Here is a 15,327-nt window from a genome sequence, read left to right as displayed (position 1 = left end):
GTCTCCTTCTGCCGTGCCCGGGGCGCGGTCGGCGCGGCCGGGCAGGGTGGGGGAACGAAGAGCGGTGCGGATCGACGTGCGTGAGGCAGGGTGCCATGGACGGCGACGCTTTGTCAGGAGCGCGTCACGATGACTTCGGTGGTCCGTCGTCACCCCGGACGCGCCCCGTCACATGAGTGGCTTCGCGAAACAGCGGCTGCTCTCGTACTCCCGGTAGTAGCCGAACTTGGCGCACGGCTCGTATCCGCTGGAGGTGTAGAGCGCGATGGCCTCCGGCTGGGCGTCGCCCGTCTCCAGCACCATGCGGGTGCGGCCGGCGGCACGGGCGTCGTCCTCCAGGGCGGCGAGAATGCGGCGGGCGAGGCCCAGGCCCCGCGCCTCGGGGATCACATACATGCGCTTGAGCTCGGCGTCGCCGTCGGCGTACCCCTCGTCGTTCTCGTCCTGGGTGCGCCAGCCGCCGGTGGCCACGGGGCGGTCCTCGGCGTCGTACGCGATGAGGTACAGGCCCCGCGGCGGACGGAACATCGTGGGGTCCAGCGGTGTGAGGTCGCCCTCGTCGCCGTACCGCTCGGCGTACTCGAGCTGCACCATGTCGTTGAGTTTGCGGGCGTCGGGGTGGTCGAACGGCCGAGGGTGAATAATCATGCGTGGCATCGTACAATCATGCGGAGCGATCTTCGAGGTCATGTCGGTAGGGTGCGCGGATGCTCATTGTGACGTCCGTGAACGTGAACGGTCTGCGCGCCGCCGCCAAGAAGGGGTTCGTGGAGTGGCTGGCCGCCACCGAGGCCGATGTCCTGTGCCTCCAGGAGGTACGGGCCGAGGAGTCCCAGCTCCCCGAGGCGGTCCGCGCGCCCGAGGGGTGGCACACCGTCCACGCCCCGGCCGCCGCCAAGGGCCGTGCGGGCGTCGCCCTCTACACGCGGCGTGAGCCGGATGCCGTACGGATCGGATTCGGATCGAGCGAGTTCGACGGCACCGGCCGTTACGTGGAGGCCGACCTGCCGGGCGTCACCGTCGCCAGCCTCTACCTGCCCTCGGGCGAGGTCGGCACCGAGCGGCAGGACGAGAAGACCCGCTTCATGGGCGCATTCCTGCCCTACCTGAAGGAGCTCAAGGAGCGCGCGGCGGCCGACGGCCGCGAGGTGGTCGTCTGCGGCGACTGGAACATCGCCCACCAGCAGGCCGACCTGAAGAACTGGAAGGCCAACCTGAAGAACTCCGGCTTCCTGCCCGAGGAGCGGGAGTGGCTGACCCGCGTCTTCGACGAGGCGTCGTACGTGGACGTCGTCCGCGCCCTGCACCCCGACCAGGAGGGCCCCTACTCGTGGTGGTCCTACCGCGGCCGGGCCTTCGACAACGACGCGGGCTGGCGCATCGACTACCAGGTCGCGACGCCCGGCCTCGCCGCTCGCGCGGTCAAGGCCTGGGTGGAACGCGCCGCGACGCACGGCGAGCGGTGGAGCGACCACGCGCCGGTGACGGCGGCGTACGACCTGTAGGGCAAGCGGGACGGCGTGATCCGGAAGTGAGGGTCTGTCACTGCTTGTGTGGCGAGCCCTGGTTCGGGGGAACCTTCTGGCAAGGTAAGGCGATGTGCGCATCACCGCCGTACGAACGCCGCTGAAGCCCGTCCTGGTCGCGGCGCTCATGTGCGGACTGCTGATCGCCGCCACCGTACCGACGTCGGCCGCCGTCCCGGTTCCCGCTTCCGAGATCCCCGCCGGGACGCCCGACGTCCTCCTCACCGACCAGGCCTCCAAGCGCATCCTGCTCCTCGACGGCCGGCGGCGCGGCTGGGACCCGGAGGCTGATCCGGCCGTCGTGAAGTGGGCGTTCTCGCCGGTCGGGGACGCCCGGTACGCGGACCTGGAGCCGGACGTCAGCTGGGTGCATCCGAGCGAGGCCAAGGTGCGGACCTGGCGCGGCAGGACGTATGTGCTGACCGTGGCCTCGTACGGCTTCGCGGCGGTGGTCTCCTACCCGTCCGGCGGGCGGTACTGGGGTGCGACGCTCTCGCCGGGCACCATCCGGGACAACCCGCACAGCATCGAGCTGCTGCCGGACGGCAACGTCGCCGTCGCGGGCAGCACCGGCGGCGTCGTACGGCTCTACGCGGCCGCGGCCTCCCGGGGGCGGTCCGGAGTGCCGTACGTGACCTACCCGCTGAAGGACGCCCACGGGCTCCAGTGGGACGCGGGACGGCGGGTGCTGTGGGCGCTGGGCGGCGACCGGCTGGTGGCGCTGAGGGTGGGCGGCACGACGGCCGCGCCCACTCTCGACGAGGCCTTCGTGGCGCGGCTGCCGAGCCCGCACGGCCACGACCTGGGGCAGGTGGCGGGCGACCCGGACCGGCTGTGGGTGAGCAGCGGCTCGGCCGTGTACCAGTACGTGAAGAGCACCGGGGAGTTCCTGCGGGACTTCCCCGGCGCGGCGGGAATCAGCCGGGCGCGGGTCAAGGCGGTGGGGGACGACCCGGTGACCGGCCAGGTGATCTCGACGGTGCCGGAGCCGGGCCTGGGGGAGAGCTGGTGGACGCGCACGGTGGCGGTGCACCGCCCGGCCGGGACCTACCGGCTGGTGAACGGGGGCATCTACAAGGCCCGGTGGTGGCGGCCTTCCTGGAGCGCGCGGAGCTGACGGTCCAGGGCCATCGAGACCTCCGCCTCCACCACGCTCTTGGCGAGCGGTCGCAGCCGTACGAGGTCGGCGTCATCGTCCATGTGGTCCCGCAGCAGCTCGGTGAAGAGGCCGGCAAGGGCGTCCGCGTGTTCCCGGACCCGGCCGGCGGCGGAGAGGACCGCAGCGAGCGGGACGCCCTCCTCGACGAGCGCGGCCGAGACCTCGAGCAGGCGGCGGCTGACGTGGACGATCTCCTGGCCGTCGGTGGCCAGGTAGCCGAGCTCCAGGGCGGCGGCGAAGTTCTCGGGCGTGACCTGGTCGCCGAAGTGGTCGGCCAGTTCCTCGGGGGTCAGCCGGACCGGCTCCTCCTCCGTCGGTTCGCCGAGCCCGAGCACCTCGCCGACGTCGCGTCCGCTCTCGAAGGCGGCGGCGAGGTCGGCGATGCCGTTGAGGGTGTGGCCGCGCTCCAGCAGGGCGGCGATCGTCCGCAGCCGGGCCAGGTGGTGGGGCCCGTACCAGGCGATGCGACCCTCGCGGCGGGGTGGCGGTATCAGGCCGCGCTCGCGGTAGAAGCGCAGGGTCCTGGCGGTGATGCCGGCTGCTTCGGCCAGCTCCTCCATGCGGTACTCGCGGGTGTCGGCGCTCTGCCGGCCGGGCCCCGCCTCGTGGGGGTGGGTCGTTCCGTGCGCGGTACGGCTGCCGCGCCAGCCGCTCCTCCGGCCGCCCGCAGGTTCGTCCGCCCGCCCGTCCGCCCGTCCGTTCGCCCGCTGGTTCGTCACGTCCGCAACCCTATGTCGTACCGCCGGTAACTTCCTTCGTCCGACCCCTACCGCTCGGTAAGGACCTGCTCTACTCTCCACAACAACCGTGCCAGTGATTGCTGGCAGAGTTTGCGGATCTCGGAATTCCGATGCGGAGGCGGCATGAGCCAGCACGAGCATGTACGAGTGGCGGTGATCGGATCCGGATTCGGTGGCCTCGGAGCCGCGGTCCGGCTGCGCCGCGAGGGGATCACCGACTTCGTCGTCCTTGAGCGGGCCGACTCCGTCGGCGGCACCTGGCGCGACAACAGCTACCCCGGCTGTGCCTGTGACGTACCGTCACACCTCTACTCGTTCTCCTTCGCGCCCAACCCCGACTGGCCGCGCACCTTCTCCGGGCAGCGGCACATCCGCGCCTACCTGGAGCATGTCACCGACACGTTCCGGCTGCGCCCGCACATCCGCCTGAACCACGAGGTGCTGATGATGCGCTGGGACCACGACGAGCTCCGCTGGGAGATCGAGACCTCCGGCGGGACACTCACCGCCGACGTCGTCGTCTCCGCGACCGGGCCGCTGTCCGACCCCAAGATCCCGGACATCCCCGGGCTCGCCGCCTTCGAGGAGGCGGGTGGCAAGGTCTTCCACTCCGCCCGCTGGGACCACGACTACGACCTGACCGGCAAGCGCGTCGCCATGATCGGCACCGGTGCCTCCGCCATCCAGATCGTGCCCGCGATCCAGCCCAAGGCCGGCAGGCTGACGCTCTTCCAGCGCACCCCGGCGTGGGTCATGCCCCGGATGGACCGGCCCATCAGCGCCGCCGAGCGGTGGCTGCACCGGCAGTTGCCGTTCACCGGGACGGCTCGGCGCGGACTGCTCTGGGGAATCCGCGAGTTGCAGGTCAGCGCGTTCACCAAGCGGCCGAACGAACTGCGGCTGGTCGAGGCGATCGCGAAGGCCAACATGGCCCGGGCGATCAAGGACCCCGCCCTGCGGGCCAGGCTGACGCCCTCGTACCGCATCGGCTGCAAGCGGATCCTGCTGTCCAGCGAGTACTACCCGGCCCTGGCGAAGCCCAATGTGGACGTCGTCGCCTCCGGTCTGGCGGAGGTACGCGGATCGACCGTCGTCGCCGCCGACGGGACGCAGGCCGAGGTCGACGCGATCATCTTCGGCACCGGATTCCACGTCACCGACATGCCGATCGCCGAGCGCGTGGTGGGCGCGGAGGGCATCACGCTCGCCGAGGCGTGGAAGGACGGCATGGAGTCGCTGCGCGGCGCGACCGCCGCGGGGTTTCCCAACTGGATGACGATCATCGGGCCGAACACCGGCCTCGGCAACTCCTCCATGATCCTGATGATCGAGTCCCAGCTTAACTACCTGGCCGACTACCTTCGGCAGCTCAACCTGCTCGGCGAGCGCGCCGCCCTCGCCGCCCGGCCCTCGGCGGTCGCCGCGTGGAACCGGCGCGTACAGGCCCGGATGGAGCGGACGGTGTGGAAGGCGGGCGGCTGCGACAGCTGGTACCTGGACGCCAACGGGCGCAACACCACGCTGTGGCCCGGCACGACGTCCGAATTCCGGCGGGCGACACGGTCGGTGGACCTGTCCGAGTACGAGGTCGTCCGGGCACGCTCGCTGTCGAAGGGGGCCGCGGCATGAGGATCGTCCCCGCCGTCTCCGCCGACGGATCCACGCTGCACGTCGAGGTGTACGGGCCCGAGGGCGCCCCCGCGGTCGTCCTGGCCCATGGCTGGACCTGCTCGACGGAGTTCTGGGCCGCCCAGATACGGGACCTGTCCGCCGACCACCGGGTGATCGTCTACGACCAGCGCGGCCACGGGCGCACGCCCGCCGTGGGGCGGTCCGGGTACTCGGCGGACGCCCTCGCCGACGACCTGGAGGCCGTGCTGGCCGCCACGCTGGAGCCGGGCGAGAAGGCGGTGCTCGCCGGGCACTCCATGGGCGGGATGACCCTCATGGCGGCCGCCGGGCGGCCGGGGCTGCGCGAGCACGCGGCGGCCGTCCTGCTGTGCAGCACGGGCCCCTCCCGGCTGGTCGCCGAGTCGCTGGTGCTGCCGCTGCGGGCCGGGCGGCTGCGGACCCGGCTGACCCGTGCCGTCCTGGGTGCCCGGGCGCCCCTCGGGCCGGTGACTCCCGTGTCGAAGGCCATCCTCAAGTACGCCACCATGGGCCCCGGTTCGGCGGCCGAGCGGGTCGCGGAGTGCGCCCGGATCGTGCACGCCTGCCCGCGCGCGGTGCGCGTGGCATGGTCGCACGTGCTGGCCGGGCTCGATGTCGAGGCGGGCGTACGGGAGTTGGCCGCTCCGACGGCGGTGATCGTCGGTACGGCCGACCGGCTCACACCGCCCGTGCACGCGCGGGCGCTGGCCGCCGCCCTGCCCGACTGCGTGGGGCTGGAGGAACTGGCGGGCGTCGGACACATGACACCGGTGGAGGCGCCGGAGATCGTGACGGCCCGCATCCGCGCCCTGATGGCGGCGTACGTCCATACCGGGCAGAACACCGGGCCGAACGCCGGGCGGAAGACCGCGCGGGACACCGGGCACGTCACCGAGCAGGAGGAAGTCGCATGAGCAGGGTGAGTCTGGAGGGGCAGGTCGCCGTCATCACCGGTGGCGCGCGCGGCGTCGGCGAACTGCTCGCGCGCAAGCTGTCCGCACGCGGCGCGAAGATCGCGCTGCTGGGCCTGGAGCCGGAGCTGCTGAAGGAGGTTTCCGGGCGGCTGCACACCGAGAGCGACTGGTGGCACGTCGACGTCACGGACCACGAGGCGATGGCGCAGGTCGCCGGCGAGGTGAAGGAACGCTTCGGCAAGGTGGACATCGTCGTGGCCAACGCGGGCGTCGCGGCGGGCGGTCCGTTCGTGGACTCCGACCCGGTCGCGTGGCGGCGGGTCATCGAGGTCAACCTGATCGGCGGCGCGGTGACCGGGCGGGCGTTCCTGCCGGTGCTGACGGAGAGCCGGGGGTACTTCCTCCAGATCGCGTCGCTGGCGGCGATCACGCCCGCGCCGATGATGACCGCGTACTGCGCGTCCAAGTCGGGCGTGGAGGCGTTCGCCCACAGCCTGCGCGCCGAGGTCGGTCACAAGGGCGTCCGGGTCGGCGTGGGGTACCTGTCGTGGACCGACACCGACATGGTGCGCGGCGCCGACGAGGACGACGTGATGCGGGAGTTGCGGCAGCGGCTGCCCTGGCCGTCGAACCGTACGTATCCGCTGGGGCCGGCGGTCGACCGGATCGTCGCCGGGATCGAGCGGCGCTCGGCACACGTGTACGCGCAGTGGTGGCTGAGGGGCATGCAGTCGGTGCGCGGGTACCTGCCGGGGCTCATCGCCACCGTGGGCCGGCGCGAGATGCGGCGCTTCGAGCCCCGGCTGGCGAGTGTGCGGAAGGGCCTCGTCGGTGCGGGTGGCGCGGCCGACGAGCTGGCGCGCACGGGGAGGGTGCACACAGAGTGACTGAACCGTCACTGCTTGATCGAAATGCGCGCTATGTCCGGGCATGCCAGGCTGGTCGAGGCCGGGAGCCGATCACGGTTCCCGGAGTCCCCCACACTCTTTCAGGAGAGACTTCGATGGGTATCGCAGACCAGTTCAACGACAAGGCGCAGGAGATGAAGGACCAGGCCAAGCGCCGGGCCCAGGACGCGAAGCGCGAGGCGCAGGAGCGTACGCAGAAGGGCCAGCAGAAGGGCCGCCAGTCGCGTGACGAGCGGCGACAGGGCCTGCAGGACGAGCAGGGCGTGCCGCGGGACCCGATGGACGTCTGACGCCACGGCCACGGTGAGGGCGCACCCGGGACGCCGGGTGCGCCTTCGCGCGTTCCGCCGGTCGGGCGCCTGCTTTCGGCGCGCGGGCCTCTCCGTACGTCCCCCGTGGGTCTCCTCGCACCTTCCGGTGTATGCGGAGGGAGCCGTACCGGTGGTGCGGATGATCTTGTGCTGGGTAGGGTCCGTCACCGGGCGCCCGGCACGGGGCCGCGCACGCCGGAATGGGGAAGACCGATGCAGCCGACTTTCGTCCTGGTCCACGGGGCGTTCGCCAACTCCTTCTCGTTCGCGCCGCTCCAGGCCGAACTCGGGCTCCTCGGGCACCGTTCGGTCGCGGTCGACCTGCCGGGACACGGGTTCGGGGCGACCTACCCGCTCGCCTACCAGGCGCCGCAGGACCTGGACGGGCTCGCCACCGCCCCCGGGGCGATCAAGGGCGTCACGCTCGCGGACAACGCCGCCCACCTGATCGGAGTCCTGGAGCGGGCCAAGCGCAACGGCCCCGTGATCCTGGTGTCCCACAGCCGCGGCGGCGCCACGGCCACGGCCGCCGCCAACGCCCGCCCCGACCTGATCGACCGCCTCGTCTACGTCTCGGCCTGGTGCCCGGTCCGGCTCGACGTCGGCGACTACTACGCCGAACCGGAGATGGCCACGGTCGACGTCGCCGCCCTCGCTCCGGCGATGGCCGGCAACCCGGCCGAACTCGGCCTGCTGCGGACCAACTTCCGCACCGCCGAACCGGCCGTCCTCGCGGTGTTCAAGGAGGCGTTCTTCGCCGACGGCACCGACGACGAGTTCCTGGCCTTCCTGAACACCTTCCAGCCCGACGAGAACCTGGACGCCGGCACCTCCGCCGACCGGGCGCAGGCCGCGACCTGGGGCCGCATCCCGAGGACGTACGTCCGGCTGGCCGACGACCGGAGCCTGCCGCTCGCGCTCCAGGACCGGCTGATCCGCGAGGGCGACGAGCTGACGCCGGACAACCCGTACGACGTCCGCACCCTCGAAGGCAGCCACCTGCGGTGGCTGGTCCACCCGGAGCCGGCGGCCCGGCTCCTGGCCGACCTCGTGTAGGACGCGCGCAGACCTCGTGCAGGTGCGCGCCGACCTCGTGCAGGACGCGCGCCGGCTCGCCGGTCGCGCCTCGTGCGCGCCCCCGGCCCCCGTCAGGAGCCCGGCCGGGGTGGCAGCTTCGGGCGGGCCAGGGAGGGGACCTGGGAGTAGTCCGGGGGGCGGGAGGCGGGGTGGGTGGACAGCAGGTCGAGCGCGACCTCCACCGCGTCCGCGAGCTGGCGGTGGCGGCCCTCCGCCCAGTCGAGCGGGGTGCGGAGGATCTCGATGTCCGGGGCCACGCCGTGGTTCTCGACGGACCAGCCGTACTCGTCGAACCAGGCCGCGTTCATCGGCACCGTGATCACCGTGCCGTCGCCCAGCCGGTGGCGGCCCGTCATGCCGACGACACCGCCCCAGGTGCGCTGTCCGACCACGGGGCCGAGGCCCAGGAGTTTGAACGCGGCCGTGATCATGTCACCGTCCGACGCCGTGGCCTCGTCCGCGAGGGCGACGACCGGGCCGCGCGGGGCGTTCGAGGCGTACGAGACGGGCTGCGCGCCGCGCGTGAGGTCCCAGCCCAGGATCCGGCGGGTGAGCTTCTCCACGACGAGCTCGCTGATGTGCCCGCCCGCGTTGCCCCGGACGTCGACGATCAGGGCGGGCCGCGCCACCTCCATCCGCAGGTCCCGGTTGAACTGGGCCCAGCCCGAGCCGCCCATGTCCGGGATGTGCAGGTACCCGCACGTGCCGCCGCTGAGCTCCCGCACCACCTCCCGGCGCTTGGCGACCCAGTCCTGGTAGCGCAGCGGCCGCTCGTCGACCAGCGGCACCACGGCCACCCGCCGCGGGCGTCCCTCGCCCCCGGCGGGGCGGAACGTCAGCTCGACGGTCGTCCCGCCCGCCCCGGCCAGGAGCGGGTACGGCCCCGCCACCGGGTCCACCGGGCGGCCGTCCACATGGGTGAGGACCGCGCCCTCCCGGATGCCGGTGCCCGCCAGGGGTGAGCGCGCCTTGGAGTCGGACGACTCACCGGGCAGGATCCGCTTCACCGCCCACCCGCCGTCCCTGGGGACGAAGTTGGCGCCCAGCAGCCCCTGGGCGCGCTGGTAGTGCGGCGGGCCCTCGTTGCGGCGCGCGGGTGTGACGTAGGCGTGCGAGGTGCCCAGCTCGCCGAGCACCTCCCGCAGCAGGTCGGCGAACTCGTCGGGCGAGGCGACCCGTTCGACCAGCGGGCGGTACTGGTCGAGGACGGCGTCCCAGTCGATGCCGCTCATGCCCGGGTCCCAGAAGTAGGCGCGGATGATCCGACCTGCCTCGTCGTACGCCTGGCGCCACTCGGAGCCGGGGTCCACCTCGTGCAGGATCCGGCGGGAGTCGACGTACACCGTGGTGTCGCTGTCGCCGGTCTCGGTCGCCGGTACCGCCCGCAGGTCGCCCTCGTCGACCACGACGAGCCGTGTCCCGTCGCCGCTGACGGCGTACCAGTCCAGGTGGTCGACCAGTTCGGTCCTGCGGGCCTTGGCGAGGTTGAAGTGTTCGAGGGTGGGCCGCCCGGAGGTGTCGGCCGGGTTGACGAACGTCTCACCGAGCGCGCCCGAGATCGGCCACCGCAGCCAGACCAGTCCGCCGCCGCTCACCGGGTGCAGGGACGAGTACTTGGAGGCGGCGACCGGGAAGGGTGTCACCCGGTTCTCCAGGCCCTCGAACTCGACGACCACCGTCCCGTCGCCCTCCGCCGCCTCCTCCGCGAGGTCCAGTCCGCCCGCCGCGGGCCGCCCCTCGGGCGACAGCGCGAAGGGGGAGGGCGTGGTGGAGGCGAGGGGCACGAGGTAGGGGCGGCAGCCGAGCGGGAAGGACAGGTCGCCGGTGTGCACGTCGTACACCGGGTCGAAGCCCCGCCAGGAGAGGAAGGCGAGATAGCGGCCGTCCCGGGTGAAGACGGGGCTCTCGTCCTCGAAGCGGCCGTTGGTGACGTCCACGATCGTCCGGTCCTTGATCCGGGCGATCTTGATCTGGCGCAGCGACCGGCCGATGCCCGGGTGCGACCAGGTCAGCCAGGCGCCGTCGGGGGAGAAGGCCATGTCCCGGACGGGCCCGTTGATCGAGCGGGTCAGCTCCGTCAGCCCGCCGGTCGGCTGCGTCCCGGGTGTCTCCGGCACCTCCGGCACCTTCAGCACCTTCGGCGTCTCCGGTGTCTCTGCTGTTTCTGCAGTCTCCGGTGTCTCCGGCGCCTCCGCTGCCTCCGGCTCCTCGGGTTCCTCCGTGTCCACGGAGCCGGGCTCCTCCTCCGAGACGTCGAGGAGCAGCAGCCGTCCGTCGTTCGACGCGATCGCCAGCCGCTCGCCCTCCGGGTCGGCCACCATCTCCGTGACGTGCCCCAGTTCGCCCGCCGCGAGCCGCCTCGGCGGCCGCTCGCCGCTCGCCCGCGGCAGGTGGGCCACCTCGATGGCCTCCTCGCCCTCGGCGTCGGTGACGTACGCGATCCGTCCGCTGCTGCCGAGCATCTCCGGCAGCCGTACCCGTACGCCCGGGGTGTCGGCGATCGTCCGGGCGGGCCCGTCCCGGTGCGTGAGCCAGTACAGGCTGCCGCGTACGGAGACGGCGCTGGCCCGGCCCGTCTCGTCCACCGACACGGCGTCCACGTTGTTCGCCGCGGGCACCTGGTACGTGCGCCGCCCGGCGCGCGGGCCGCCGAGCCGCACCGCCAGCTTGCGCGGCACCGAGTCGGGGGTCAGGGCGTCCACGATCCACAGGTCGCCCGCGCACTGGTAGACCACACGGCGCCCGTCGGAGGAGGCGTGCCGGGCGTAGAAGGCGTCGTGGTCGGTGTGCCGCCGCAGGTCGGTGCCGCCCGGGAGGCACGAGTAGAGGTTGCCGACGCCCTCGTGGTCGGAGAGGAAGGCGATCCGGCCGTCCACGAACATGGCGCAGTCCAGGTGACCGCCGATGTCCGGCAGCAGCCGCTCCCCGTGCAGCCACAGCCGTCCCGTCGCCCCGCCCCGGTACCGCTTCCACGCGGCGGGCTCGTGCGGCGGCTTGCCGGTCAGCAGCAGGGTGAGGTGCTTCCCGGCGACGTCGGCGACCGCGATGTCGGAGACCGGCCCCCAGGGCAGCCGGCCGCCGGGCGAGCCGTCGACCGGGACTTTGTACGCCCACGAGTAGTGCGAGAACGGCTGACCGTGCGAGGCGACGGCCAGGATCTCGCCGTCCGGCGTCCACCCGCACACGCGCGTGTCGAGCGATCCCCAGTAGGTCAGCCGGCGGGCGGGGCCGCCGTCGACCGGCGCCAGATGGATCTCCGGGTCCAGGCTGCGCCAGGTCGTGTACGCGATGTGCCGTCCGTCCGGTGAGAAGCGCGGGTGTCCGACGCGTGTCCGGTCGACCGTCACGCGCCAGGCCCGCCCGGGCGGGTCGCCCTCCGCGACCAGGGGGGCGACCCACAGGTCGTCCTCGGCCGCGAAGCACAGCAGGCCGTCGTGGAGGTGGGGATAGCGGAGGTATGCGCCGTCGCTGCTCACACAGTCATGCTTTCCGCGCCGAGGGGGCCCGGCAACCCGATCACGTGACCCAACCCACGTACGAAACGGTTTCGTTTCGCAGTGCCCCTGCCCTACGCTGTCGGTGTACGAAACCGTTTCGTCTCGATGGGAGGGGGAGGCATGGCACGCGGCAGGCTCACCCCGGAGCGCGAGGCCGAGCTGTACGAAGCCGTGCTCGACCTGCTCCGCGAGGTCGGTTACGACGCCCTCACCATGGACGCCGTCGCCGCCCGCACCCACTCCAGCAAGGCCACCCTCTACCGCCAGTGGGGGAGCAAGCCCGAGCTGGTCGCCCACGCCCTGCGGCACAACAAGCCGGTCGACATCGCCGCGATCGACACCGGCTCACTGCGCGGCGACTTCCACGAGATCCTCGCGCGTTCCGACGACTGCCAGATGGAGCGGGACTCCGCGCTCATGCGGGGCCTCGCCCATGCCGTCCACGACAACCCCGACCTGCTCCAGGCCCTGCGCGACCTGCTCGTCGAACCCGAGATGACCGGGCTCGGCGAGGTGCTGGGCCGCGCCGTGCGGCGCGGTGAGGTCGCCGTGGACAACCCGGCGCTGAGGCTCGTCCCGCACATGTTCATCGGCGCCTTCGTCGCCCGGCCCCTCATCGAGGACCGGCCGGTCGACCAGGCCTTCCTCACCGAATACGTCGACGCCGTGGTCCTCCCCGCCCTGGGCGTCTGACTCTCCACCGCACCACCAGTGCCACCCGGTACACCACGTACCACCGCGTACCACCGCGTACCACCACGCACGACCCAGCACCACCTGACACGTACCGCTCACGCTGTCGGGCCGACTCCCCATGTCCTTGTCCCACCCATCACCGGGAGACGCCCCCGTGGCAACGTTCCTCTACCGACTCGGCAGATCCGCCTTCCGGCGCCGCCATCTCGTGGCCCTCATATGGGTCGCGCTGCTGGTGCTCGCCGGTGTCGGCGCCGCCTCCGCGCCCGTCGCGACGTCCAGCTCCTTCTCCATACCGGGTACGGAGGCCCAGAAGGCCTTCGACCTGCTGGAGGACCGCTTCCCGGCCGCCGGGGCCGACGGTGCCACCGCCCGCGTCGTCTTCAAGGCCCCCGCGGGCCAGAAGATGACCGACCCGGCCAACAAGGCCACGGTCGGCAAGGCCGTCGGTGAGCTGAAGAGCGGCTCCGACCAGGTCGCGAACGTCACCGACCCGTACACCGTCCAGGCGGTCTCGCGGGACGGCAGCACCGCCTACGTACAGGTGTCCTACAAGGTCAACGGCATGGAGCTGACCGACGCGACACGCGAGGCGCTGAAGGAGACCGGCGAGGAGGCCCGCGGGAGCGGGCTCACCGTGGAGATCGGCGGTGACGCGCTCCAGACGGTCCCGGAGACCGGGGCGGGCGAGATCATCGGTGTGATCGTCGCGGGCATCGTCCTCGTCATCACCTTCGGTTCCCTGGTCGCGGCCGGACTGCCGCTGCTGACCGCGATCATCGGCGTCGGCATCGGCGTCTCCACGATCGCGGCGCTGGCCTCCGCCCTGGACCTCGGCTCCACCACCTCCACCCTCGCGATGATGATCGGCCTCGCGGTCGGCATCGACTACGCGCTGTTCATCGTCTCCCGCTACCGCGCCGAGCTGGCCGAGGGCCGCGAGCGGGAGGAAGCGGCCGGACGGGCCGTCGGCACGGCCGGCTCCGCCGTCGTCTTCGCCGGCCTCACCGTGGTCATCGCCCTGGTGGGTCTCGCCGTCGTCAACATTCCGATGCTGACGAAGATGGGTGTCGCGGCGGCCGGTACGGTCCTGATCGCCGTCCTCATCGCCCTCACCCTCATCCCGGCGCTCCTCGGCTACGCGGGCAAGCGCGTCATCGGCCGCAAGGCCCGCAAGAACCCGCAGCCCGCGGGTGAGGCCAAGCCCAACATGGGCACCCGCTGGGCTCGCTTCGTGCTGCGGCGCCCGGTCGCCGTGCTGCTCGTCGGCGTCCTCGGTCTCGGGGCGATCGCCGTCCCGGCGGCGTCGCTGGAGATGGGCCTGCCCGACGACGGCGCCCAGCCGACCTCCACCACCCAGCGCCGCGCCTACGACCTGCTGTCGGACGGTTTCGGACCGGGCTCCAACGGCCCGCTGATGGTGGTCGTGGACGGCGACAAGGCCGCCGCGGACCGTACCGTCACCGACATCAAGGGCCTGGACGGGGTCGCCGCCGTCACCCCGCCCACCCCCAACAAGGCGGGCGACACCTCGATCATCACCGTCGTGCCGAAGGACCGCCCCTCCTCCGTGGAGACGGAGAACCTGGTCCACTCGATCCGGGACACCACCGGTGACGACGTGCTGGTCACCGGCGCCACCGCGATGAACATCGACTTCTCGCAGAAGATGAACGACGCGCTGCTGCCCTACCTGGCGCTCGTCGTCGGCCTCGCCTTCCTGCTGCTGATGGTGGTCTTCCGGTCGGTGCTGGTGCCGCTCAAGGCCGCGCTCGGCTTCCTGCTGTCGGTGGTCGCCGCGCTCGGCGCGGTCGTGGCCGTCTTCCAGTGGGGCTGGCTCGGCTCGCTGTTCGGCGTCGAGCAGACCGGCCCGATCATGAGCATGATGCCGATCTTCATGGTGGGAGTCGTCTTCGGCCTCGCGATGGACTACGAGGTCTTCCTCGTCACCCGGATGCGTGAGGCGTACGTCCACGGAGAGCGGCCCGGCGAAGCGATCGTGACCGGTTTCCGGCACGGGGCCCGGGTCGTCACGGCCGCCGCGGTGATCATGATCGCGGTGTTCGCGGGCTTCATCGGCTCCAGCGAGCAGATGGTGAAGATGATCGGCTTCGGACTCGCGGTCGCCGTCTTCTTCGACGCGTTCGTCGTCCGCATGGCGATCGTCCCGGCCGTGCTCGCCCTGCTGGGCGGCAAGGCCTGGTGGCTGCCGCGCTGGCTGGACCGCGCGCTGCCGAACGTGGACGTCGAGGGCGAGGGCCTGCGCAAGGAACTGGCGACCGACGCCCCTGAGGGCGGTGAGCGGGAGCTCGTCCGCGTCTGATCACAGCGGACCCCGGGGCGGCCCCTTGAGCGGAGGGGCCGCCCCGGTCACGTTTCCCGGCCGGATGCCGTCCCGCGAAAGGCCGCCGTCGCGCCACGCCGCCGCTGCGGCGCGCCCCACCCGGCCTCACCCGGTGACGGTCGACGAGGCGGCGGTGTACGTACGCCGGAGGAAACGCACGAGCGCCGAGGAGTCGAACTGCACCACGGCCACGCCTTCCGGCGCGTGGAACTCCACGATCGTCTGCACGCGGCCGCACGGCCAGACGCCGATGTCACCGTCACGGGCGGGGACGCGCAGGCCCGTCTCCAGCAGGGCGCGCGGGAAGCTCCACTCGGTGCCGCCCGGGAAGCAGAGCTGTACGACGGGCTCCGGGGCGGCGGGCTGGTAGCGGATCGCGACGGGGACGGGGCGGGAGAGAGGACCGTCGGTCACGATCAGGGCCTTGGTGTGGACTACGACACCTTCCTCAGCGGGGTACATGGCCGACTCCTCACGCTCGCCTCATTTGTCTCTAATGTCCCAC

13 protein-coding genes are annotated in these 15,327 nt (G+C 72.2%); 9 read left to right on the top strand and 4 right to left on the bottom strand.

What is annotated here, in order from left to right; translation table 11 throughout:
- Positions 1-168: 168 nt before the first annotated feature.
- Positions 169-648, bottom strand: a complete 480-nt coding sequence (locus tag ACZ6C1_RS21735; RefSeq protein WP_469242830.1) for a GNAT family N-acetyltransferase — start codon at positions 646-648, stop codon at positions 169-171.
- Between the two features lie 59 nt (positions 649-707).
- Here ACZ6C1_RS21735 and ACZ6C1_RS21730 point away from each other — a divergent pair, with 59 nt between their 5' ends.
- Positions 708-1,505: an exodeoxyribonuclease III gene (locus ACZ6C1_RS21730; protein ID WP_469242829.1), complete on the top strand. Its 798-nt coding sequence runs from the start codon at positions 708-710 to the stop codon at positions 1,503-1,505.
- A 94-nt stretch (positions 1,506-1,599) separates the two neighbouring features.
- Positions 1,600-2,643, top strand: a complete 1,044-nt coding sequence (locus ACZ6C1_RS21725; protein ID WP_469242828.1) for a DUF6528 family protein — start codon at positions 1,600-1,602, stop codon at positions 2,641-2,643.
- Here the strand turns inward: ACZ6C1_RS21725 and ACZ6C1_RS21720 are convergent.
- Positions 2,598-3,245 (bottom strand): MerR family transcriptional regulator, encoded by a 648-nt coding sequence (locus ACZ6C1_RS21720; RefSeq protein WP_469242991.1) that lies wholly within the window; start codon positions 3,243-3,245, stop codon positions 2,598-2,600. The two genes, ACZ6C1_RS21725 and ACZ6C1_RS21720, sit on opposite strands and share 46 nt — an antisense overlap.
- Positions 3,246-3,548: 303 nt before the next feature.
- Here ACZ6C1_RS21720 and ACZ6C1_RS21715 point away from each other — a divergent pair, with 303 nt between their 5' ends.
- The 5 genes from ACZ6C1_RS21715 (at position 3,549) to ACZ6C1_RS21695 (ending at position 8,264) form a co-directional block, all read left to right on the top strand.
- On the top strand, positions 3,549-5,054 hold the full coding sequence (locus tag ACZ6C1_RS21715) for a flavin-containing monooxygenase (protein ID WP_469242827.1): 1,506 nt from the start codon (positions 3,549-3,551) through the stop codon (positions 5,052-5,054).
- The gene (locus tag ACZ6C1_RS21710; protein ID WP_469242826.1) at positions 5,051-5,989 is read left to right on the top strand and encodes an alpha/beta fold hydrolase; all 939 of its coding nucleotides are present in this window, start codon (positions 5,051-5,053) and stop codon (positions 5,987-5,989) included. The genes ACZ6C1_RS21715 and ACZ6C1_RS21710 overlap by 4 nt, the downstream gene beginning before the upstream one ends.
- Positions 5,986-6,876, top strand: a complete 891-nt coding sequence (locus ACZ6C1_RS21705) for an SDR family oxidoreductase (RefSeq protein ID WP_469242825.1) — start codon at positions 5,986-5,988, stop codon at positions 6,874-6,876. Before ACZ6C1_RS21710 ends, ACZ6C1_RS21705 begins: the two co-directional genes overlap by 4 nt.
- 116 nt (positions 6,877-6,992) lie before the next feature.
- Positions 6,993-7,187 carry a hypothetical protein gene (locus ACZ6C1_RS21700; RefSeq protein WP_469242824.1) on the top strand — a complete coding sequence of 65 codons (195 nt, stop codon included), beginning with the start codon at positions 6,993-6,995 and terminating at the stop codon, positions 7,185-7,187.
- A gap of 234 nt (positions 7,188-7,421) precedes the next feature.
- Positions 7,422-8,264: an alpha/beta fold hydrolase gene (locus tag ACZ6C1_RS21695; protein WP_469242823.1), complete on the top strand. Its 843-nt coding sequence runs from the start codon at positions 7,422-7,424 to the stop codon at positions 8,262-8,264.
- A gap of 92 nt (positions 8,265-8,356) precedes the next feature.
- Here the strand turns inward: ACZ6C1_RS21695 and ACZ6C1_RS21690 are convergent, their stop codons facing one another.
- Positions 8,357-11,761 carry a S41 family peptidase gene (locus tag ACZ6C1_RS21690; protein WP_469242822.1) on the bottom strand — a complete coding sequence of 1,135 codons (3,405 nt, stop codon included), beginning with the start codon at positions 11,759-11,761 and terminating at the stop codon, positions 8,357-8,359.
- A gap of 141 nt (positions 11,762-11,902) precedes the next feature.
- Between ACZ6C1_RS21690 and ACZ6C1_RS21685 the strand changes: the two genes are divergently transcribed.
- Both ACZ6C1_RS21685 and ACZ6C1_RS21680 read left to right on the top strand, forming a co-directional pair.
- On the top strand, positions 11,903-12,475 hold the full coding sequence (locus ACZ6C1_RS21685; protein ID WP_469242821.1) for a TetR/AcrR family transcriptional regulator: 573 nt from the start codon (positions 11,903-11,905) through the stop codon (positions 12,473-12,475).
- Positions 12,476-12,632: 157 nt separating this feature from the next.
- The gene (locus tag ACZ6C1_RS21680; RefSeq protein WP_469242820.1) at positions 12,633-14,801 is read left to right on the top strand and encodes an MMPL family transporter; all 2,169 of its coding nucleotides are present in this window, start codon (positions 12,633-12,635) and stop codon (positions 14,799-14,801) included.
- 126 nt (positions 14,802-14,927) lie between these two features.
- Here ACZ6C1_RS21680 and ACZ6C1_RS21675 read toward each other — a convergent pair whose 3' ends face one another.
- A complete protein-coding gene (locus ACZ6C1_RS21675; RefSeq protein WP_469242819.1) occupies positions 14,928-15,284 on the bottom strand; it encodes an SsgA family sporulation/cell division regulator in 357 nt (118 codons plus the stop codon).
- Positions 15,285-15,327 lie beyond the last annotated feature (43 nt).

It is taken from the genome of Streptomyces sp. NPDC041796, from assembly GCF_055590785.1.
This window is presented reverse-complemented; position numbering and strand designations above follow the sequence as displayed.

What these genes read in the sequence shown, in the direction of transcription:
- ACZ6C1_RS21735 (WP_469242830.1), bottom strand. Translation starts at nt 648, where the DNA reads ATGATTATTCACCCTCGGCCGTTCGACCACCCCGACGCCCGCAAACTC.
- ACZ6C1_RS21730 (WP_469242829.1), top strand. Translation starts at nt 708, where the DNA reads ATGCTCATTGTGACGTCCGTGAACGTGAACGGTCTGCGCGCCGCCGCC.
- ACZ6C1_RS21720 (WP_469242991.1), bottom strand. Translation starts at nt 3,245, where the DNA reads ATGGAGGAGCTGGCCGAAGCAGCCGGCATCACCGCCAGGACCCTGCGC.
- ACZ6C1_RS21715 (WP_469242827.1), top strand. Translation starts at nt 3,549, where the DNA reads ATGAGCCAGCACGAGCATGTACGAGTGGCGGTGATCGGATCCGGATTC.
- ACZ6C1_RS21710 (WP_469242826.1), top strand. Translation starts at nt 5,051, where the DNA reads ATGAGGATCGTCCCCGCCGTCTCCGCCGACGGATCCACGCTGCACGTC.
- ACZ6C1_RS21705 (WP_469242825.1), top strand. Translation starts at nt 5,986, where the DNA reads ATGAGCAGGGTGAGTCTGGAGGGGCAGGTCGCCGTCATCACCGGTGGC.
- ACZ6C1_RS21700 (WP_469242824.1), top strand. Translation starts at nt 6,993, where the DNA reads ATGGGTATCGCAGACCAGTTCAACGACAAGGCGCAGGAGATGAAGGAC.
- ACZ6C1_RS21695 (WP_469242823.1), top strand. Translation starts at nt 7,422, where the DNA reads ATGCAGCCGACTTTCGTCCTGGTCCACGGGGCGTTCGCCAACTCCTTC.
- ACZ6C1_RS21685 (WP_469242821.1), top strand. Translation starts at nt 11,903, where the DNA reads ATGGCACGCGGCAGGCTCACCCCGGAGCGCGAGGCCGAGCTGTACGAA.
- ACZ6C1_RS21675 (WP_469242819.1), bottom strand. Translation starts at nt 15,284, where the DNA reads ATGTACCCCGCTGAGGAAGGTGTCGTAGTCCACACCAAGGCCCTGATC.